The organism is Streptomyces sp. NPDC086077, from assembly GCF_040686175.1.
GTDB lineage: Bacteria > Actinomycetota > Actinomycetes > Streptomycetales > Streptomycetaceae > Streptomyces.
In genome coordinates, this window is sequence record NZ_JBFBJT010000015.1 from 1 (window position 1) to 18,269 (window position 18,269).

Here is an 18,269-nt window from a genome sequence, read left to right on the forward strand (position 1 = left end):
GCCATCACCAGGACGACGCGCCCCGCGTCCAGGACGCCTACTCCGTGCGCTGCGCGCCCCAGGTCGCCGGCGCCGGACGCGACACCCTCGCCCACGCCCGCCTCGTCGCCGACCGCGAACTCGCCTCCGCCGTCGACAATCCCGTCGTGCTCCCCGACGGACGGGTCGAGTCCAACGGCAACTTCCACGGCGCACCGGTCGCCTACGTGCTGGACTTCCTCGCCATCGCCGCAGCCGACCTCGCGTCCATCGCAGAGCGGCGCACCGACCGGCTGCTGGACAAGAACCGCAGCCACGGGCTGCCGCCGTTCCTCGCCGACGACGCCGGGGTGGACAGCGGGCTGATGATCGCCCAGTACACGCAGGCCGCGCTGGTGAGCGAGATGAAGCGGCTCGCCGTACCGGCGTCCGCGGACTCCATCCCGTCCTCCGCGATGCAGGAGGACCACGTGTCCATGGGCTGGTCGGCGGCGCGCAAGCTGCGCACGGCCGTCGGCAACCTGACCCGGGTCATCGCGGTCGAGCTGTACGCCGCCACCCGGGCCGTGGAGCTGCGTGAGGGACTGACCCCGGCCCCGGCCACGCGGGCCGTCATCGACGCCGCACGGGCCGCCGGGGTGGCCGGTCCCGGGCCGGATCGTTTCCTCGCCCCCGACCTGGCGGCGGCCGACGCGTTCGTGCGGGACGGGCGGCTGGTCGAGGCGGCGCAGACGGTCACCGGGCCGTTGCGGTAGCCCGAAGGGACGGCGGGGCCCCGGCGTACGCCGGCCGGGGCCCCGCAAAGGGTTACTTGAGCTTGGCGGCCTGGGCCTCGACCACCGTGGCGGGGATCCTGTACTCCTCGCCGGTCAGCAGCGCGCCCATGTTGATCGTGTAGTACGTCGCGAGCGTGCCGCCGTGGCGCACCACCTCGGCGTGCACCGTGCCGGGGGCCTCCTGGCCCTCCATCTCGACGGACGCGGAGAACGCCACCGACTCGTCACCGGTGCCGGAGCCCTTCTCCGCGGCGACCTTGACGACCTTCTGGGCGGTGCCCTTGGCGGTGAGGGTGAAGCCGCCCGCGCAGTCGGCGAGCGCGTCGGAGACGGACTTGAAGGTCGCCGCGGTGCCGTCACCGTCGTAGGAGGAGAGTCCGACGGCGGTCATGTCGACGCTCAGGGCGTCCGAGAACGCGTCCTCGAACTCGCCCTCCGCCATGTCCTCCATGGACTTGGAGGCCGCGTCGGTGGGGGACTTCTTCTCGGTCGCCATGTTGCGGGCGTCCGCGGCCGATTCACCCGGCGCGAGTCCGCTCATCGCGAAGGCGAGCGGCTCGCACTCGGCCTTGTCGACCTTGACCTCGCTCTTGGAGGCGGGGAGCTGGGCGTCGGGCGCCTTGACCTCGTACCCCTCCACATCGCCCTGGGCGATGATCAGCTTCTGCAACTCGGCGGCGCCGAGGGCCTTCTCGGCCGGGGCGGCAGGAGCGGCCGACGACGAGTCCGACCCCTTTGAGTCGTCCGAACCGCTTTCGGCGCAACCCGTGACGAGGGCGAACGACAGCGCACTCACGGCAACCGTGGCGCACCACCGTGCACCCGATGTTCTGTTCATGATCGGACTATGCGGTGCAGGTCAAGAGCCCGTCAAGTGAACTTATGGCACCGCGCTCAGAGTCCCACGCGTTCGCGGCGCACCGAGTACACGACGAATCCGGCACCCAGCGTGAGGCAGAGCGCACCGCCGAGGACGTAGGGAGTGCTGTCGAAGCTGCCGGTGTCGGCGAGCCGGGTCCCGCCGGTCCCGGATATCGCCGTCTCCGTCTCCGACTGCGTACCGGTGTCCGTGTCGGTGACGGCGGCCGGGTCCGCGTCCGTGGTCGTGGAGGCGTCCGTGGTCGCGGCCCTGGCCTGCGTCATCACCGCCATGGCCGGCTCTCTCGGCGGCCCGTCCGATGTCGCGTTGGCGGAGGGGACGAACCACAGGGCCCCCAGCAGGGTGCCCGCGGCGGTGGCGGTCAGCAACGGACGGCGAGCGGATGACACGGAATATCGATCCCCCTTGTGACGCTGGCGAATTGGCCGTGTGGGGCGATGCTAGTGAAAGTCGCGGGTCGTGGGAAAGTCGCGGAGGCCCCTGGCCGTACGCTCCGGGCATGAGCACTCCAGAGACAGCAGGTTTTGTACGGCTTCGGGTGGAACTCGTCCTCCAGATCGACGACGCCGAGGCCGTGACCCGGGCGGCACAGCGGCGGATCTCCGAGGACGGCGACATGCCGGCCGAGGAGCGGGTACACGCCGAGAGCACTGTGACGGAAGACACCGCGGAGGCACTCGCGTATCTCGTCGATCCGTTCGACCTGGTCAGCGACGTGCCCGGGATCGAACTCCAGCAGGCCTCCTGGAGCAGCGAGCAGGTGGACTACGACCCTGATTCGCCGGACTGGGACCTCGACGAGGATGATGTGGACGACGAGGAAGAGGAAGAGCGGGTCGGTTGACGCGGCTTGGGAAAATCGTGACCCCGGGCGGCAACCACCGCCCGGGGTTCGTTCGTCTCAAGGGGCGCACGGTCCGACGTCCGCACCACGGGCCGCCGGCCCGGCGGACGTGGTGTGGCCCACACATCGAAGGAATGTGGAACGGGACGAACCGGTCGTAGCGTTGAAATTGGTTGATGGGGACTCTCGGCGGGGACTCCCGGGGTTCTGGGGATTCGGCAACGATGGAGAAGCGTGTGATGACGAACAGTAAGCGGCGCAGGGGCCTGACGGTCGCGTCCGTACTGCTCGGTGGCGTGCTGGTGCTCTCGGCGTGTTCCAGTGGCGAAGAGGCCGCCGGCAGCGACGGCGGCAACGACAGCTCGCAGTCCAAGGTCGACGAGGCGGCCGCGCAGAAGACCTCAGAGGCCCAGATCAAGATCACACCCAAGGACGGGTCGGCCAACGCCTCCATCAACAACTCGGCGGCCGTCACGGTGAGCAAGGGGACGCTCACCGAGGTGACGATGACGACGGCCGACGGCGGCGCCGTCGAGGGCGAGATCTCGGCCGACAAGACCAGCTGGAAGCCCAGCGTCCAGTTGGAGCGCTCCACGCGCTACAAGGTCGCCGTGACCGCGAAGGACGCCAAGGGCCTGGAAGCCCACGAGAACGCGTCCTTCACCACGGTCTCCCCGGACAACAGCTTCATAGGCTCGTTCACGCCGGACGACGGCACCACCGTCGGCGTCGGCATGCCCGTCTCGATCAACTTCGACAAGGCGATCACCAACAAGGCGGACGTCCAGAAGGGCGTCACCGTCACCACCAGCAGCGGCCAGGAGGTCGCCTGCCACTGGTTCAACGCCAACCGCATGGACTGCCGCCCCGAGGACTACTGGCAGGAAGGCTCGACCGTCACGCTGAAGCTGGCGCTCGACGGCGTCGAGGGCGCCGAGGGTGTCTACGGCGTCCAGCAGAAGTCGGTCTCCTTCACCATCGGCCGCAACCAGGTCTCCTACGTCGACGCGCAGACCAAGCAGATGAAGGTCACGCAGGACGGCAAGGTCGTCAAGACCATCCCGATCTCCGCCGGCTCGCCCGAGAACAAGACGTACGAGGGCCAGATGGTGATCTCCGAGAAGTTCAAGGAGACCCGGATGAACGGCGCGACGGTCGGCTTCACCGACGACGACGGCAAGGGCGAGTACGACATCAAGGACGTCCCGCACGCCATGCGGCTGTCCGGCTCCGGCACCTTCATCCACGGCAACTACTGGGGCGACGACTCCATCTTCGGCAGCGTCAACACCAGCCACGGCTGCGTCGGCCTGAACGACACCAAGGGCGCGAACGACCCGAACACCGAGGGCGCGTGGTTCTACAACAACTCGATCGTCGGTGACCTCGTGGTCGTCCAGAACACGGGTGACAAGACCATCGCACCGGACAACGGCCTCAACGGCTGGAACATGAGCTGGGAGCAGTGGAAGGCCGGCTCCGCCGTCTGACCCGCGTTCAGCCACCCCCGCTCCAAGACGAAGGCCGCCCGCCCAGGGCGGCCTTCGGCCTTTTCCCACCGGTGATTTCCCGGCGGCTTCTCATCCTTCTTTTATCTCCGCCTTATTCGGTCATCACGGTGCGTGCCTAGTTTGCGGCGCATGTTCTTCACCTACCTGAGGCGCGAACTGCGCCGCCGCAGAAAGGCGGCCCTCGTCGTCGCCTCCGGACTCGCGCTGGGCATCGCGCTGGTCATCGTCGTCAACTCCGTGTCGTCCGGCATGGGGCAGGCACAGGACAAGATCCTGCAGTCCCTGTACGGCCTGGGCACCGACATGACCGTCACCAAGGCGGCCGACCCCGCCGAGGAAGGACAGGCACAGGGGCCGCGGTTCCGGTTCGACGCGCGCGACAGCGGCTCCGGCGAGGAGCAGAGCAGCGACCGGGTCATGGTCCAGGGCTTCGAGACCCTGGCGAGTTCCACCGTCGCGAAGGTCGGCTCGCAGGACGGCGTCTCAAACGCGGTCGGCGGCCTGAGCCTGCAGGTCCTCAAGGTCAGCGGCGAGTTCACCCGCGGCCGGATCCAGCAGGGCGGCGGCGGTGACGGCGGAGTGCCGTCCGGTCAGCCCGGCGAGGGCCGGATCCAGGGCGGTGGCGCGGACTTCGGCGTCAACAGCTACTCCGTCTTCGGCACCGACGTCACCGAGCGCGGGCTCGGCCCGCTGACCTCATCGAAGATCACCAGCGGCCGGGCCTTCGGGGCCGCCGAGACCGACGCGAAGGTCGCGGTCGCCGACGCCTCATACGCCAAGGAGAAGAAACTGGCCGTCGACGACACGGTCACCATCAAGGGTGTCACCTATGAGGTCATCGGTATCGCCACCCCGGAGAGCGGCGACGCGGCGGCCGACCTCTACATCCCTCTGAAGCAGGCGCAGACGCTCGGCGACGCGGCGGACAAGGTCACCACGATCTACGTCGAGGCGACCGACTCCCAGCGGATCGACGCCGTCAAGTCGCAGATCCAGAAGAACATCCCCGGGACGACCGTGACGACCTCCGCCGACCTCGCGGACACCGTCTCCGGCTCCCTGTCCACCGCCTCCGACCTCACCGGCAGTGTCGGCAAGTGGCTGTCGCTCGTGGTGCTGGTGGCCGCGTTCCTGGTGGCCGGGCTGCTCACGTCCTCGGCGGTGTCCCGGCGGGTACGGGAGTTCGGCACGCTGAAGGCGCTGGGCTGGCGGTCGGGGCGGGTGACCCGGCAGGTGGTCGGCGAGGCCGTGGTCACCGGCCTGGTCGGCGGTGCGCTCGGGATCGCGCTCGGGCTGGCGGGGGCGTACGTCGTCACCGCGATCAGCCCGACCCTGCAGGCCGAACTCGGCGGCACCGGGGGCGGACCGGCCGGCCCCGGCGGTGGCTTCGGAGGTGGCCCGGCGAGGCAGGCCGCCGCCCGCACGCTCGACGTCGCCCTCACGGCCCCGGTCGGCGTCGCGACCATCGCCCTCGCCGTAGGGCTGGCCGTGACCGGTGGGCTCGTCGCCGGCGCGTTCGGCGGGTGGCGGGCCTCGCGCCTGCGGCCGGCGGACGCGCTGCGGCGCGTGGAGTAGCCGCGTGCCGCCGCGACGGGGCCGTGCCGTGGCTCGTCCGCGGTCCCGTCGCGGCCGGTTCGCCGGTTCCCCCTCGCCCTTCGGTGCGCACCGCACCTGCCCGGCCGTTCCGCACGCCGGCCCCCACCCCGACACATCCCAGGAGTTGCACCACCATGTACGAACTCAAAGGCGTCACCAAGCACTACAGCAGGGGCAAGGACACCGTGCGCGCGCTGGACGGCGTGGACCTCGTCGTCGCCGACGGCGACCGGCTGGTCATCCAGGGCCCCACCGGCGGCGGCAAGTCGACGCTGCTCCAGATGCTCGGCGGGCTCGACCGGCCCACCTCCGGCGAGATCGTCCTCGACGGGACCGACCTGGCCCGGCTGCCCGAGGCCCGGCTCACCCGGGTGCGCAGCGAGAGCATCGGCTTCGTCTTCCAGAGCTTCAACCTCATCCCCACGCTCACCGCCCAGGAGAACGCCGAGACCGCCCTCGTACCCCTCGGCGTCAAGGCCAAGGAGAGGCGGGAACGTGCCGCCGAGGCGCTGGAGTCGGTGGGGCTCGGTGAGCGGCTCGGGCATCTGCCCGGGGAACTGTCCGGCGGTCAGCAGCAGCGCGTCGCCATCGCGCGGGCGCTGGTGAAGCGGCCGAAGGTGCTGCTGGCCGACGAACCGACCGGAAACCTCGACGAGTCGATGCGCGACGAGATCATGGACCTACTCGAACGCACCTGGAAGGAGCTGGGGCTGACCTTCATCATGGTCACCCACGACTCCGCCATCGCGCGGAAGGCCCCGCGGGTGGCCACGATCCGAAAGGGCCGGATCACGGTGACGGAGAACGCCAACTCATAGCGGCACTCGGCCGCCGTGCAACGTGAGGCGGAGTCGTACGACGCCACGGTCAGGCACATCGGCCGGGACGGGCAGGGGACGGCCGACTGCAACACCGCGTTGCCCGGCTACTCGGGCCTGGGCGACGGCCGCGGTTACCAGGTTCCGGCCGTCGCCTCCGGCACCACCACCGTGCGCGTGCCCAAGGGCACCTATCTGCTGGACGCCTGGATCGCCGTGGGACAACAAGTCGACGATCTCGATCTGCAACGCCTGCTACGGCAAGTGATCACCTGTCGCGCCGGGTTGGCGCGGCGCCGGTGGAGCCATGAGCGAAAGCCCGCCGGAAGTTCTGCCTCCGGCGGGCTTTCGTGCTTCGGTGAGCACATGACTGCCCATACGGTCGAATACATCAGGTACCGCATCTCCGAGCAGCAGTCGGCGGAGTTCCTGGCCGCCTGGACCCGCGCCGCCGTCCACCTGGCGGCGGCCCCGCAGTGCGTCGACTACGAGCTCGCCCGCTGCGAGGAGGACTTCGAGCACTACGTCCTGCGCATCGTGTGGACCTCCACGGAGGGCCACCTGGAGGGTTTTCGCAAGTCGGAGGCGTTCCCCGACTTCCTCGCCGAGATCCGCCCGTACACCGGCGCCATCGACGAGATGCGCCACTACACGCCGACGACCGTCCGCGGCGCCGGGGCCGCGCTGCCCACCCTCTACGAGTGGGCGGGCGGCGCCGAGGCCTTCTCCCGCCTCACCGAGGCCTTCTACGCCAAGGTCGTCCAGGACGACGTCCTCGCCCCCGTCTTCGCCGGCCTGTCCCCCGAGCACGCCGAGCACGTGGCCCTGTGGTTCGCCGAGGTCTTCGGCGGCCCGCCGGCCTACTCAGGGACCCAGGGCGGCCACGGCCACATGGTCGCCGAGCACATGGGCCGCGGCGTCACCGAGCCCCAGCGCCGCCGCTGGGTCGACCTCATCCAGGACGCCGCGGACGAGGCGGGCCTCCCGACGGACGCGGAGTTCCGCTCGGCGTTCCTGGCGTACGTGGAGTGGGGCACGAGGCTCGCGGCGCACTTCTCGGGCACCCAGGCGACGACACCGGCGGAGCAGGCGGTACCGAGGTGGGGGTGGGGTGTGATGCCGCCTCATCGGGGGTGAGGGGCGGCTGCCAGGGCCAACGAGTCCTGAGCCGCGACCGCTTCGGGATCGACGTGAACCGTCATCGGAGGCCGCCGGGGTAGTCAGTCGCCGCTGCCGTAGGGGCGGGTGAGGATCTCCATGTTGTGTCCGCTCGGGTCCTCGAAGTACGTGCCCCGGCCGCCGTCGTTGTGGTTGATCGCCGCGGGGCGGGAGTGGTGCGGGTCCGCCCAGTGGGTCAGGCCGTGCTCCTCGATGCGGGCGAAGATCGTGTCGAAGTCGGACTCCGAGACGAGGAAGGCGTAGTGCTGGGGCGTGATGTCGCCCGGTGTGTCCATGTAGTCCAGGGTCACGCCGTTGGGGATCTCGACGGGGGTGAAGGGCCCGTAGGGCGGGCTCACCTCCAGGCCCAGGAGTTCCGCCAGGAAGCGTGCCGAGGCCTCCTTGTCGTGGGCGGCGACGATGGTGTGGTTCAGCTGGACGGTCATCGGTGGCCTCCTCGGTCTCCTGCGGGGCTTTCGGCCTCGCCCCGTCTTCCTCGTGCAACGCCCACGCGGGGGCGGACTCTTCCGCGCGGACCCCGGGAGTCGGGCCCTCGGCCCCCGGCGGCCAGGAAGCGCTCTGCCGCCGGGCCGCCGGGGTACGACCTCAACGATCAGATCGTGGCGGTGTCGATCACGAACCGGTACCGGACGTCGCTCGCCAGCACCCGCGCGTACGCCTCGTTGATCTGGTCCGCGCGGATCACCTCGATCTCGGCGCCGAGGCCGTGCTCGGCGCAGAAGTCCAGCATCTCCTGGGTCTCCTGGATCCCGCCGATGCCCGACCCGGCGAGGGTCTTGCGGCCGGTGATCACCGAGAACAGGTTGAGCGAGATGGGCTCCTCGGGGGCGCCCACGTTCACCAGCGCGCCGTCGGTCCTCAGCAGCGCGAGGTACGCGCCGAAGTCGAGCGGGGCCGAGACCGTCGACACGATCAGGTCGAAGGTGCCCGCCAGCTCCTCGAAGGTCCTGGGGTCGCTGGTGGCGTAGTAGTGGTCGGCGCCCAGCTTCAGCCCGTCCTCCTGCTTGCGCAGCGACTGCGACAGGACCGTCACCTCCGCGCCGAGCGCGTGCGCGAGCTTGACGGCCATGTGACCGAGGCCGCCCATGCCGAGGACGGCGACCTTCTTGCCCGGGCCCGCGTTCCAGTGCCTGAGCGGGGAGTACGTGGTGATGCCGGCGCACAGCAGCGGCGCGGCCTCGTCGAGGCCGATGCCCTCCGGGACGCCGACGACGTAGTTCTCGTCGACGACGATCTTCTGCGAGTAGCCGCCGTAGGTCGGCTGCCCGTCCTTGCCGACGCCGTTGTACGTCATCACGGCGCCCTTGGTGCAGTACTGCTCCAGGCCGGCCTCGCAGTTGTCGCACTCACGGCAGGAGTCGACCATGCAGCCGACACCGACCCGGTCGCCGACGGCAAACCTGGTGACGCCGGTGCCGACCTCGGCGACGACGCCGGCGATCTCGTGGCCGGGCACCATCGGGAAGATGGCCTCGCCCCAGCCCTCACGGGCCTGGTGGATGTCGGAGTGACAGATTCCGGAGTACTTGATGTCGATCAGGACATCGAACTCACCGACTTCCCGCCGCTCGATCGTGGTGCGCTCCAGCGGGGCCTTGGGGGCGGGGGCGGCGTACGCGGTGACAGTGGTCATGCCGGGGGTCTCCTAGCGATGTGATCCGCGCCCGGCTGCCTTCCTGCCGGGCGCATCGTCCAGGCTGCCGCCGGACGGCACATCCACCCAGGCCACGGCTTTGCGTACGTTCGCTGTGCCTACCACTGGCGGGGGCAGGTTCATGTGCGTACGACCGTGAATACTGGACGTATGGACGAACAGCCCGCGAGCGTGGAGGAGCCCGGCGGCGGCCTGGGCCGGCGTGCCGAACTCAGCGAGTTCCTGCGCAGTCGGCGGGCCCGGCTGAAGCCGGAGGACGTGGGGATGCCGGACTACGGACGGCACCGCAGGGTCCCCGGGCTGCGCCGTGAGGAGCTGGCGCAGCTGGCCGGAGTGTCGGTGGCGTACTACACGCGGCTGGAGCAGGGCAACGGACGCAACGTGTCGGGGGAGGTGCTCGACGCGATCGCGCGGGCGCTGCGGCTGACCGACGCCGAGCACGCCCACCTCACACACCTGGCCAGGCCGAAGCAGCAAAAGAAGAAGACGGCGCCACGTACGCAGCAGGTGCGGGGCGCGCTGTGGCAGCTGCTGGACACCATCGACGGCGTCCCGGCGTACATCGTGGGGCGCCGTTCGGACATCCTGGTCTGGAACCGGATGGCCGCGGCCGTCTTCGGCGACTGGGCGGAGATGCCGGCGCAGGAGCGGAACTGGGCGCGGCTGGTGTTCCTGAAGCCGGAGTACCGCGACCTGTTCCTCGACTGGGACCAGAAGGCCTTCGACATCGTCGCCTTCCTGCGCATGGACGCCGGCTGCCACCCGGACGACCCGCGCCTGTCGGCCCTGGTGGGCGAGCTCTCCGTCAAGAGCTCCGAATTCCGGCGTCTGTGGGCCACCCACGACGTCAAGGAGAAGAGCCACGGCGTCAAGCGGCTCCGTCACCCGCTCGTCGGCGACCTGGCCCTGTCCTTCGAGACCTTCCGCCTGGTCGACGACGCCGAGCAGTCCCTGATCACGTACCACGCGGAGCCGGGCTCCCCGTCCGCGGAGGGCCTGCGCCTCCTGGCCAGCTGGGGCAGGGACGCGACCCGGGCCGGGACGGGGTCCTCGACGGCGTCGAACTGAGGCGGGGCTAGAAGAGGCCGTTCAGGCCCCACCACTCGCCGTCGGTCCGTTCGCCGGCCAGCAGGGCGCCGGTGTCCCGGCCCCGGTAGGTGACCAGCCAGCCCAGGTGGCCCGGATAGCCGTCGATCATGTACTTCTCGTTGGTCACCGTGGCGAGGTCGGGGCGCCCGTCGCCGGAGAAGTCGCCGACCGAGAAGAGGTTCGCCATGGCGTTCCAGCCGCCGGCGCCGATGAGCTTGCGGGCCCCGAGCCGGGCGGTGGAGGTGCCCGGGTAGAGCCACAGCTTGCCGGTGGACGCCTCCCGCGCGTACAGGTCGGGACGGGCGTCACCGGTCACGTCGCCCATGCCGACCAGGGCGTTCATGCTGTTCCAGCCGCCCGAGCCGACGAGCCTGCGAGCACCCAGTCTGCCCGTGGAGGTGCCGGGGTAGAGCCACAGCTTGCCGGTGGCCTTCTCCACCGCGAGCAGGTCGGAGCGCTTGTCACCGGTCAGGTCGCCGAAGGCGGTGATGCGGGTCATGGAGTTCCACCCGCCCGAGCCCAGCAGCTTGCGGGCCCCGAGCGAGCCGGTGCCGGTGCCGGGGTAGAGCCACAGCCTGCCGGTGGACGCCTCCCGCGCGATGAGGTCCTCCCGGCCGTCACCGCTGAAGTCGCCGTGCCGGGTGAGGGCGTTCATGCTGTTCCAGCCACCCGCACCGATGAGCTTGCCGCCGCCGTTGCCCGGGGTGAACCAGAGCCGTCCGGCCTCGTCACGGGCGATCACGTCGGCCTTGCGGTCGCCGTTCATGTCGCCGAAGCCCAGAGGCTTCGGCGAGATCTCCGAGTACCAGCGCGGGTAGGCGGTCTGGCTGCACTCCCGGTCGGTACGGACGAACTTGATCGAGCTGGTGGTCGCGACCGGGTCGCCGCTCCACTCGCCGGGCGTGTTCGGCTCCTGGGACCAGTAGCCGCCCCACGGCGAGTAGTCCTTGTCCTCGTAGACGCAGGCGATCGACGTCGTGCGGTTGACGTACGAGCGGATCTTGTTGTCCCAGCTGCCCAGGTCGGCGACGCTCTTGTTCGTCTTCCACATCGTGCCGTCGGCGCTTTGGCCGGTCCATCCGCAGAAGTAGCCTGCCGGGCAGTCGTACGAGCTGGCGGCTGCCGGAGCGGCGTTCACGGCGGCCAGGCCGGTGCCGGCGAGCGCGATGCCGACGAGTGTGGCCACGCCCCGGTTGAAACGGTTCTGCATATGCCGCTTTCCCCTCCCAGGTGACGCACGCCGGAACCTCGTCCCGTCAGCCCGCCGGGTCTCCTGGGCGGTGGCTGCGGGTGCCCGAGGTGGCGGCCGGCGCATGCGAGGTGATCGTAAGGCAGCGGCGCGATCCACGGCACCACCGGTGCGGACTCCGAATCGGCCGACACGGCGGGCTGGGGCCACGGTGGAGGGCGCGGCTCGGCCACTGGCGGCTCCGCACGCGCACGAGGGCCCTGGAGGACCACGTGTTCCTGCTGGTCTGCTGCGCGACGGGCACGCACGGCGGCAGGCGGAGTGCTGCGCTGAGTCTCCGCGAACCAGGGCGCGGCCGCGCGACGTTTCCGCCGCACGGCCGCGCCCTGTGTGACCTGCGCCGATCCGGCGTCCGCCGGGACCCCGACCGGCGTCCGGCGGCTCACCCCTCGGCTGTGGCCACTCCGATCGGACACGACACTCCCGTGCCGCCGATGCCGCAGTAGCCCGCCGGGTTCTTGTCCAGGTACTGCTGGTGATAGCCCTCCGCCGCATAGAAGGGGCGGGTCTGCGCCGGGAGGATCTCCGTGGTGATGCGGCCGTGGCCGGAGCCGGTCAGGACCTTCTGATACGCCTCGCGGGACGCCTCCGCCGCCGCGGCCTGCTCCGGGGTGTGGGTGTAGACCGCCGAGCGGTACTGCGTGCCGACGTCGTTGCCCTGGCGGAAGCCCTGCGTCGGGTCGTGCGCCTCCCAGAAGGTCTTCAGGAGGCGGTCGTACGAGATCACGTCCGGGTCGTAGACCACGCGCACGGCCTCCGTGTGGCCGGTCAGTCCGGAGCAGACCTCCTCGTACGTGGGGTTCTCGGTGTGACCGCCCTGGTAGCCGACGAGGGTCGTCCAGACCCCCGCGGGCAACTGCCAGAACTTGCGCTCGGCGCCCCAGAAACAGCCGAGACCGAAGTCGGCGATCTCCAGGCCCTCGGGGTAGGGGCCGTTCAGCGGGTTGCCGAGGACGGTGTGGCGGTCGGGGACGGTGAAGGCGGGCTCCGCGCGGCCCTGCAGCGCCTGCTCAGGGGTGGGCAGGCTGGGCGTACGGCGGAACAGCATGGGGGGCTCCTTCTGCCGGGGTGAATACGGGGCCCGCCTCGTCGTCGTCATATGGCGGCGGGGCGGGCGGTATTTTGTTGAACATTCGAACACCGCCCCGCATTCCACGCGGACGCCGGCCCGGCCCGGCGTCCGTGTCCGCTGCCCGCGTGCTCAGCGCAGCAGCGTCGCCGGGCTGCCGCCGTTCGCCTCGTAGCCGGCCACCGCCAGCGCCCGGTAGACCGCGAACTCCGCGGCCGGGTCGGGCGACAGCGTCCAGGGCAGGGCCCCGACGTGGCCGTCGATGTGTATCAGCTGGCTCATGGCCTCCGCCCACCGCTCCGAGCGGACCAGGAAGAAGACCAGGAGGTGACGCACGTGCGCCAGCATCGGGTCGTCGGCGCGGGCCGAGTGGACCGCGTGGAGAGCGCCGTGGATCGCCTTGGTCACCACCTCGCTCTGGTAGAACCCGGCAACCAGGTTGACCTCGGGGAGGTGCTCGAACACCGAGAACAGCGGCATCGCCGCCAGCAGCGAGCCCTGCGGGGCGCGGGCCGCGGCCGCCTCGGCGAACTGGGTCGCCAGCTCCCGCGAGCCGTGCCACTTCTCGCACCAGTAGTGCAGCGCGGCCAGGTGCGCGCCCATGTGGTTCGGCGCGCGGTCCAGGATCTTCAGCCAGAGCTGCTCGAACTCGGCGCGCGGGTAGCCCAGGCCACGGGCCACGGACAGCTCGATGATGTACGGAATCGGGTCACCGGGGGCGAGCAGCGCCGCGTCGCCGCACGCCGCCTTCGCCTCCTCCATGATGATCCGGAAGTCGTCCGTGCCCGGCGTCGCCGTCCGCCACGCCTGCTGGACCAGGAACTCGGCGTGCACCGCCGCGCCGCCCGCGTCCTTGGGCGCCTCCGTGCGCCACACCCGCAGCCACTGGCCACCCGGCGTCTCGCTGACGCCGCCCGGTCGCTGCTGGAGCTCCAGCGAGGCGGCACCGGCGAAGGCCTGCACACGCTGCCAGCGCCGCTCGCCCTCCGCCTCCGTACCCGCGAGGAGCTGCGCGGCGGCGCGGTGGTCCTGGGTGCGCTGCACCAGGTCCAGCACGTCCAGCAGGTCCTGGTCGGGGCCGGGCATGCGGATGTCCAGCTCCTCCTGGAGGACGAACCCGTAGTTCGCGGGGTCCGCCGCGTCCGGGTGGCCCGGTGTGACCAGCTCTATCCCCCTGCGCCTGCGCATCACGACGGGACCCAGCACAAAGCCGATCATGAGCAGGGCGAACAGCACCCAGAGAATTTCCATGCCTCAAGCGAACCAGACGCCGCCGACAATTGGCCAACCCCCTCCGCGACCCTGTGGAAAACTCCCCCGGCCTCTGGAAGAGGCGCGAAACAGCCGCTGAGCAGCCCGCACGACGGGCGCGGCACGGAAATACCTCGCTGCGCGCCCTGCGACACCCCCTGCGGAACGCCTACGCTCGGTTCTCATGAGCGACAGGCACATCAGTCAGCACTTCGAGACGCTCGCCATCCACGCGGGCAACACGGCCGACCCCGTCACCGGCGCGGTCGTCCCGCCGATCTACCAGGTGTCCACCTACAAACAGGACGGGGTGGGCGGCCTGCGCGGCGGCTACGAGTACAGCCGCAGCGCCAATCCGACCAGGACGGCCCTGGAGGAGAACCTCGCCGCCCTGGAAGGCGGACGCCGCGGACTCGCGTTCGCGTCCGGACTGGCGGCCGAGGACTGCCTGTTGCGTACGCTGCTCAGTCCCGGCGACCACGTGGTCATCCCCAACGACGCCTACGGCGGCACGTTCCGGCTGTTCGCGAAGGTCGTCGCCCGCTGGGGCGTGGAGTGGTCGGTCGCCGACACCAGCGACCCGGCTTCCGTGCGGGCCGCCCTCACCCCGAAGACCAGGGTCGTGTGGGTGGAGACCCCCTCCAACCCGCTGCTCGGCATCACCGACATCGCGGTCGTCGCCCAGATCGCCCGGGACGCCGGCGCCCGCCTGGTCGTCGACAACACCTTCGCCACGCCGTACCTCCAGCAGCCGCTCTCGCTCGGCGCGGACGTCGTGGTGCACTCCCTGACCAAGTACATGGGCGGCCACTCGGACGTCGTGGGCGGCGCGCTGATCGTCGGTGACACGGAACTCGGCGAGGAGCTGGCGTTCCACCAGAACGCGATGGGCGCGGTCGCCGGGCCCTTCGACTCCTGGCTGGTGCTGCGCGGCACCAAGACCCTGTCCGTGCGCATGGACCGGCACAGCGAGAACGCCGTGAAGGTCGCCGACATGCTCACCCGGCACCCGCGCGTGACGCGCGTGCTCTACCCGGGGCTGCCCGACCACCCCGGGCACGAGATCGCCGCCAAGCAGATGCGGTCGTTCGGCGGCATGATCTCCTTCCTGGTCGACGGCGGCGAGGAGGCGGCCGTCGAGGTCTGCAACCGCACCCAGGTGTTCACCCTCGGTGAGTCCCTCGGCGGCGTCGAGTCGCTGATCGAGCACCCGGGCCGGATGACGCACGCCTCCGTGACCGGCTCGGCCCTGGAGGTCCCCGGCGACCTGGTGCGCCTCTCGGTGGGCATCGAGAACGTCGAGGACCTGCTGGAAGACCTCCAGCAGGCACTTGGCGGGTCCTGACGGCTACCAGCCGGTGAGCGGTGGAGTCGTCTCCGACGGCGGCTCCACCCAGGGACGCTCGGTCAGTGCCCAGACGGTGAAGGCCACGGTCACCGCGAACAGCAGCAGGCAGGCCAGACGCAGGGCGATGGCCCGGCGCCGCAGCAGGCGGTCGCCGAGGCGTACGGCGTCGGCGCCCAGGTCCGGCGGCACCCGGGGCGGCGTCCGCTCCATGATCCGCCGCGCGGCGGACTCCCTTTCGGCCCGGCTCACGGGGACCTCCCGATCATGACGCCGCCATCTCGGCGCCGGTCACCGCGGGCGCGGGCGGCCGGGGCGGGTGCAGCAGGGTCGCCGTCGCCCGGTCGCAGAGGGCGTGGACCCGTTCCGTGGGCAGCCCGAGCAGGGCCGCCGTCTGTTCCTCGCCCACGCCCTCGTACAGCCTGAGGACCACGACCAGGCGCTCCTGCGGTGTCAGCTCGGCCAGCGTTCCGGCGGGGTGTGGGCGGGCCCGGCCGAGGGCGCCGTACCGATGCCAGGAGTGGTGCGCGAAGCGGACGGCGAGGCACGCGCGCGTGCGGTCGTACGGGTCCTCGCCGCGCAGCCGGTCCCAGGAGGCGTACGTCCGGGCCAGGGCCAGCGTGAGCAGGCGCCGCGCGCGCGGGTTGGCGTTCGGGGCCTCGGCGGTGAGCAGCGTTGCGGTGTGCAGCAGCCGCCCCGCCGCGCCGGCGACGAACGCCTCGAACTCCCGGGCCCGACGGGCGTCTTGGGACGCTTGCCGTTCTCGCACCGCGCCTCCCGCCTGAGGCCGACCTGAGGAAGGGGATCCCGCCCACGCACCCGGCGCACCCGGCGTGCCGGTCGCGCGCCCGCGTCCGTCCGCGGGGACCCGGTCTCATATGAGGGCAGGCGCGCCCTTTCGGTCAAGAGCCGCGCACGGTGGGATGCCGATTGCGGACGCGACGGGGGCATGCGGGGCCACGGCCGTGAGGCGACGTGGTTCCTCGAGAGGCCACGGACCTCAGGAAGCCGACGGCGCTTCCGCCCCCGGCACGCCCGGTACGGCCATCCGGGCCGAGAGGGCGTGGTTGAAGCGGGTGAGGAGGGTGCAGAACGCCTCGCGCTCCTCGGGGTCCCATTCCTGCGTCAGCTCGGCCATCAACTGACGTCTCGACGAGCGCACTTCCTCCAGCCGCGCCGACCCGCGCGGGGAGAGCTGAAGCACCACGGCCCGTCCGTCCTCGGGGTGCGAGGTCCGCTTGACCAGGCCCGTGTCGACGAGCGGAGCAACCTGCCGGGTGACGGTCGAGGAGTCGATGCCCATGCTCGCGGCGAGTGCCTTGACGCCCATCGGCCCCTCCTTGTCGAGCCGGTTGAGCAGCAGGTACGCGGCGCGGTCCATGGAGTTGCGGACCTGCCCGACCCCGCCGAGCCGGGTCTGTTCGGCACGTCGGGCGAACACGGCCACCTCGTGCTGCAGCGCGTCGAGAAGGCCGGTGTCACCGACGGTCGTCATGTCCATCGACATTCCAGGTGTTGTGGGCATGGCCGGGGGCTCACTTCATGCTGGGTGCTGGGTTGGGGGACAGGGTACGCGGCCGGGAGGCGGGTCGTACCGGCGCTGCGCAAACCCGTCTCGGACGTTGGTCACAACGCGTTTCGCGGTGTGTGAACTGCGAGACTTGAGTCATGAACTACCGCAAGGCCCCCTCCTTGCCCTCGGTCACCCTGGACGACGTACGTGGTGCGCAGAAGATGCTGAGCGGCGTCGCACGGGTCACCGCGATGGAGGGCAGCAGGTATCTGACCCAGCTGGTGGACGCCCCCGTCCACCTCAAGTGCGAGAACCTCCAGCGGACGGGCTCGTTCAAGCTGCGCGGCGCCTACGTCCGGATCGCCGGCCTGCTTCCCGAGGAGCGCGCCGCCGGCGTGGTTGCGGCGAGCGCCGGCAACCACGCGCAGGGCGTCGCTCTGGCGTCCTCGCTGCTCGGGGTCCACTCCACGGTGTTCATGCCGAAGGGCGCTCCGCTGCCCAAGATCAGCGCGACCCGGGACTACGGCGCGGAGGTACGCCTGCACGGACACGTGGTCGACGAGACCTTGGCCGCCGCACAGGAGTACGCCACCGAGACCGGCGCGGTGTTCATCCACCCGTTCGACCACCCGGACGTCATCGCGGGTCAGGGCACCGTCGGCCTGGAGATCCTGGAGCAGTGCCCGGAGGTGCGCACGATCGTCGTCGGCATGGGCGGCGGCGGACTGGTTGCCGGTGTCGCGGTCGCGGTGAAGGCGCTGCGGCCCGAGGTGCGGATCGTCGGTGTGCAGGCGGCGGGCTCGGCGGCCTACCCGCCCTCCCTGGCGGCGGGACGCCCGGTGTCGATCGAGAACCCGGCGACGATGGCCGACGGCATCAAGGTCGGCAGGCCCGGCGACGTGCCGTTCGCACTCGTCGGAAATCTGGTGGACGAGGTCCGGACGGTCAGCGAGGATGAGCTGTCCACCGCGCTGCTGCTCTGCCTGGAGCGGGCGAAGCTGGTCGTGGAGCCCGCCGGGGCGAGTCCGGTGGCGGCGCTGCTGAGCGATCCGGGTGCCTTCGAGGGCCCGGTCGTGGCGGTGCTCTCGGGCGGCAACGTGGATCCGGTGCTGATGCAGCGCGTGTTGCGGCACGGGATGGCGGCGCAAGGCCGCTACCTGGCCGTACGGCTGCGGCTGACGGACCGGCCGGGTGCCCTCGCGACGCTTCTCGGGGCGTTGTCAGTGGTGGACGCTAACGTCCTCGACGTGAGTCATGTACGGACCGATCCTCGGCTCGGGCTCACGGAGGCGGAGGTCGAACTGCACCTGGAGACGAAGGGCCCGGCGCACTGCGTCGAGGTCGGGGAGGCCCTGCGCGAGGCGGGCTACACCGTCATCGACTGAGCCGCCGCCGGGCGGCGGACTGCTGGCGAAGGCCCGGGTCGGGCCGGGACCGGGTCAAGATCGCCAATTCTTCGTCACTCGTCCGGGCAACCGTCATTGAGAGACGCGATACATCGCGTTATGGTGTGTCT

General features: G+C 70.9%; 19 protein-coding genes. 9 read left to right on the top strand and 10 right to left on the bottom strand.

Annotated elements, in window-relative coordinates; translation table 11 throughout:
- The coding region (locus AB0O67_RS06985; RefSeq protein WP_365446996.1) for an aromatic amino acid lyase at positions 1 to 734 on the top strand (734 nt) is incomplete at its 5' end.
- A gap of 52 nt (positions 735 to 786) precedes the next feature.
- On the opposite strand, the gene AB0O67_RS06990 is transcribed toward AB0O67_RS06985, so the two are convergent.
- Positions 787 to 1,593 (bottom strand): hypothetical protein, encoded by an 807-nt coding sequence (locus AB0O67_RS06990; RefSeq protein WP_365446998.1) that lies wholly within the window; start codon positions 1,591 to 1,593, stop codon positions 787 to 789.
- Between the two features lie 56 nt (positions 1,594 to 1,649).
- Positions 1,650 to 2,024, bottom strand: coding sequence for an LPXTG cell wall anchor domain-containing protein (locus AB0O67_RS06995; RefSeq protein ID WP_365447000.1), 375 nt, complete (start codon positions 2,022 to 2,024; stop codon positions 1,650 to 1,652).
- 110 nt (positions 2,025 to 2,134) lie between these two features.
- Between AB0O67_RS06995 and AB0O67_RS07000 the strand changes: the two genes are divergently transcribed.
- From AB0O67_RS07000 to AB0O67_RS07020, 5 genes are all read left to right on the top strand, one after another.
- A complete protein-coding gene (locus AB0O67_RS07000; RefSeq protein ID WP_365447001.1) occupies positions 2,135 to 2,479 on the top strand; it encodes a hypothetical protein in 345 nt (114 codons plus the stop codon).
- A 239-nt stretch (positions 2,480 to 2,718) separates the two neighbouring features.
- Positions 2,719 to 3,969: an Ig-like domain-containing protein gene (locus tag AB0O67_RS07005; protein ID WP_365447003.1), complete on the top strand. Its 1,251-nt coding sequence runs from the start codon at positions 2,719 to 2,721 to the stop codon at positions 3,967 to 3,969.
- Positions 3,970 to 4,119: 150 nt separating this feature from the next.
- Positions 4,120 to 5,565, top strand: a complete 1,446-nt coding sequence (locus AB0O67_RS07010; RefSeq protein WP_365447005.1) for an ABC transporter permease — start codon at positions 4,120 to 4,122, stop codon at positions 5,563 to 5,565.
- Positions 5,566 to 5,720: 155 nt separating this feature from the next.
- Entirely contained in the window at positions 5,721 to 6,404 is a 684-nt protein-coding gene (locus AB0O67_RS07015; RefSeq protein WP_365447007.1) for an ABC transporter ATP-binding protein, read from the top strand.
- Between the two features lie 366 nt (positions 6,405 to 6,770).
- Positions 6,771 to 7,541: an antibiotic biosynthesis monooxygenase gene (locus AB0O67_RS07020; protein ID WP_365447121.1), complete on the top strand. Its 771-nt coding sequence runs from the start codon at positions 6,771 to 6,773 to the stop codon at positions 7,539 to 7,541.
- A gap of 83 nt (positions 7,542 to 7,624) precedes the next feature.
- Here AB0O67_RS07020 and AB0O67_RS07025 read toward each other — a convergent pair whose 3' ends face one another.
- Entirely contained in the window at positions 7,625 to 8,008 is a 384-nt protein-coding gene (locus tag AB0O67_RS07025; RefSeq protein ID WP_365447009.1) for a VOC family protein, read from the bottom strand.
- Between the two features lie 167 nt (positions 8,009 to 8,175).
- Positions 8,176 to 9,216, bottom strand: coding sequence for an NAD(P)-dependent alcohol dehydrogenase (locus AB0O67_RS07030; RefSeq protein ID WP_365447011.1), 1,041 nt, complete (start codon positions 9,214 to 9,216; stop codon positions 8,176 to 8,178).
- A gap of 171 nt (positions 9,217 to 9,387) precedes the next feature.
- Here AB0O67_RS07030 and AB0O67_RS07035 point away from each other — a divergent pair, with 171 nt between their 5' ends.
- Entirely contained in the window at positions 9,388 to 10,305 is a 918-nt protein-coding gene (locus AB0O67_RS07035) for a helix-turn-helix transcriptional regulator (protein ID WP_365447013.1), read from the top strand.
- 7 nt (positions 10,306 to 10,312) lie between these two features.
- On the opposite strand, the gene AB0O67_RS07040 is transcribed toward AB0O67_RS07035, so the two are convergent.
- From AB0O67_RS07040 to AB0O67_RS07050, 3 genes are all read right to left on the bottom strand, one after another.
- A complete protein-coding gene (locus AB0O67_RS07040) occupies positions 10,313 to 11,536 on the bottom strand; it encodes an FG-GAP-like repeat-containing protein (protein ID WP_365447015.1) in 1,224 nt (407 codons plus the stop codon).
- Positions 11,537 to 11,957: 421 nt separating this feature from the next.
- Positions 11,958 to 12,623, bottom strand: a complete 666-nt coding sequence (msrA, locus tag AB0O67_RS07045) for a peptide-methionine (S)-S-oxide reductase MsrA (protein WP_365447017.1) — start codon at positions 12,621 to 12,623, stop codon at positions 11,958 to 11,960.
- 153 nt (positions 12,624 to 12,776) lie between these two features.
- Positions 12,777 to 13,895: a hypothetical protein gene (locus AB0O67_RS07050; protein ID WP_365447019.1), complete on the bottom strand. Its 1,119-nt coding sequence runs from the start codon at positions 13,893 to 13,895 to the stop codon at positions 12,777 to 12,779.
- Positions 13,896 to 14,079: 184 nt separating this feature from the next.
- Here AB0O67_RS07050 and AB0O67_RS07055 point away from each other — a divergent pair, with 184 nt between their 5' ends.
- Complete coding sequence (locus tag AB0O67_RS07055) at positions 14,080 to 15,240, top strand: cystathionine gamma-synthase (RefSeq protein ID WP_365447021.1); 1,161 nt, start codon at positions 14,080 to 14,082, stop codon at positions 15,238 to 15,240.
- Positions 15,241 to 15,243: 3 nt separating this feature from the next.
- On the opposite strand, the gene AB0O67_RS07060 is transcribed toward AB0O67_RS07055, so the two are convergent.
- The 3 genes from AB0O67_RS07060 to AB0O67_RS07070 form a co-directional block, all read right to left on the bottom strand.
- Entirely contained in the window at positions 15,244 to 15,492 is a 249-nt protein-coding gene (locus tag AB0O67_RS07060) for a hypothetical protein (RefSeq protein WP_365447023.1), read from the bottom strand.
- A 13-nt stretch (positions 15,493 to 15,505) separates the two neighbouring features.
- Positions 15,506 to 16,009, bottom strand: a complete 504-nt coding sequence (locus AB0O67_RS07065; protein WP_365447025.1) for a sigma factor-like helix-turn-helix DNA-binding protein — start codon at positions 16,007 to 16,009, stop codon at positions 15,506 to 15,508.
- Between the two features lie 231 nt (positions 16,010 to 16,240).
- Positions 16,241 to 16,747 carry a MarR family transcriptional regulator gene (locus AB0O67_RS07070; protein WP_365447123.1) on the bottom strand — a complete coding sequence of 169 codons (507 nt, stop codon included), beginning with the start codon at positions 16,745 to 16,747 and terminating at the stop codon, positions 16,241 to 16,243.
- Between the two features lie 161 nt (positions 16,748 to 16,908).
- Between AB0O67_RS07070 and ilvA the strand changes: the two genes are divergently transcribed.
- Complete coding sequence (ilvA, locus tag AB0O67_RS07075; RefSeq protein WP_365447027.1) at positions 16,909 to 18,138, top strand: threonine ammonia-lyase; 1,230 nt, start codon at positions 16,909 to 16,911, stop codon at positions 18,136 to 18,138.
- The last annotated feature ends 131 nt before the right edge of the window (positions 18,139 to 18,269 follow it).

Bases quoted from the DNA above. Each gene is read 5' to 3' on its own strand.
- ilvA (WP_365447027.1), top strand. From the start codon at position 16,909: ATGAACTACCGCAAGGCCCCCTCCTTGCCCTCGGTCACCCTGGACGAC.
- AB0O67_RS07035 (WP_365447013.1), top strand. From the start codon at position 9,388: ATGGACGAACAGCCCGCGAGCGTGGAGGAGCCCGGCGGCGGCCTGGGC.
- msrA (WP_365447017.1), bottom strand. From the start codon at position 12,623: ATGCTGTTCCGCCGTACGCCCAGCCTGCCCACCCCTGAGCAGGCGCTG.
- AB0O67_RS07020 (WP_365447121.1), top strand. From the start codon at position 6,771: ATGACTGCCCATACGGTCGAATACATCAGGTACCGCATCTCCGAGCAG.
- AB0O67_RS07070 (WP_365447123.1), bottom strand. From the start codon at position 16,747: ATGTCGATGGACATGACGACCGTCGGTGACACCGGCCTTCTCGACGCG.
- AB0O67_RS07030 (WP_365447011.1), bottom strand. From the start codon at position 9,216: ATGACCACTGTCACCGCGTACGCCGCCCCCGCCCCCAAGGCCCCGCTG.
- AB0O67_RS07040 (WP_365447015.1), bottom strand. From the start codon at position 11,536: ATGCAGAACCGTTTCAACCGGGGCGTGGCCACACTCGTCGGCATCGCG.
- AB0O67_RS07005 (WP_365447003.1), top strand. From the start codon at position 2,719: ATGACGAACAGTAAGCGGCGCAGGGGCCTGACGGTCGCGTCCGTACTG.
- AB0O67_RS07010 (WP_365447005.1), top strand. From the start codon at position 4,120: ATGTTCTTCACCTACCTGAGGCGCGAACTGCGCCGCCGCAGAAAGGCG.
- AB0O67_RS07000 (WP_365447001.1), top strand. From the start codon at position 2,135: ATGAGCACTCCAGAGACAGCAGGTTTTGTACGGCTTCGGGTGGAACTC.
- AB0O67_RS07055 (WP_365447021.1), top strand. From the start codon at position 14,080: ATGAGCGACAGGCACATCAGTCAGCACTTCGAGACGCTCGCCATCCAC.
- AB0O67_RS07025 (WP_365447009.1), bottom strand. From the start codon at position 8,008: ATGACCGTCCAGCTGAACCACACCATCGTCGCCGCCCACGACAAGGAG.
- AB0O67_RS06990 (WP_365446998.1), bottom strand. From the start codon at position 1,593: ATGAACAGAACATCGGGTGCACGGTGGTGCGCCACGGTTGCCGTGAGT.
- AB0O67_RS07050 (WP_365447019.1), bottom strand. From the start codon at position 13,895: ATGGAAATTCTCTGGGTGCTGTTCGCCCTGCTCATGATCGGCTTTGTG.
- AB0O67_RS07015 (WP_365447007.1), top strand. From the start codon at position 5,721: ATGTACGAACTCAAAGGCGTCACCAAGCACTACAGCAGGGGCAAGGAC.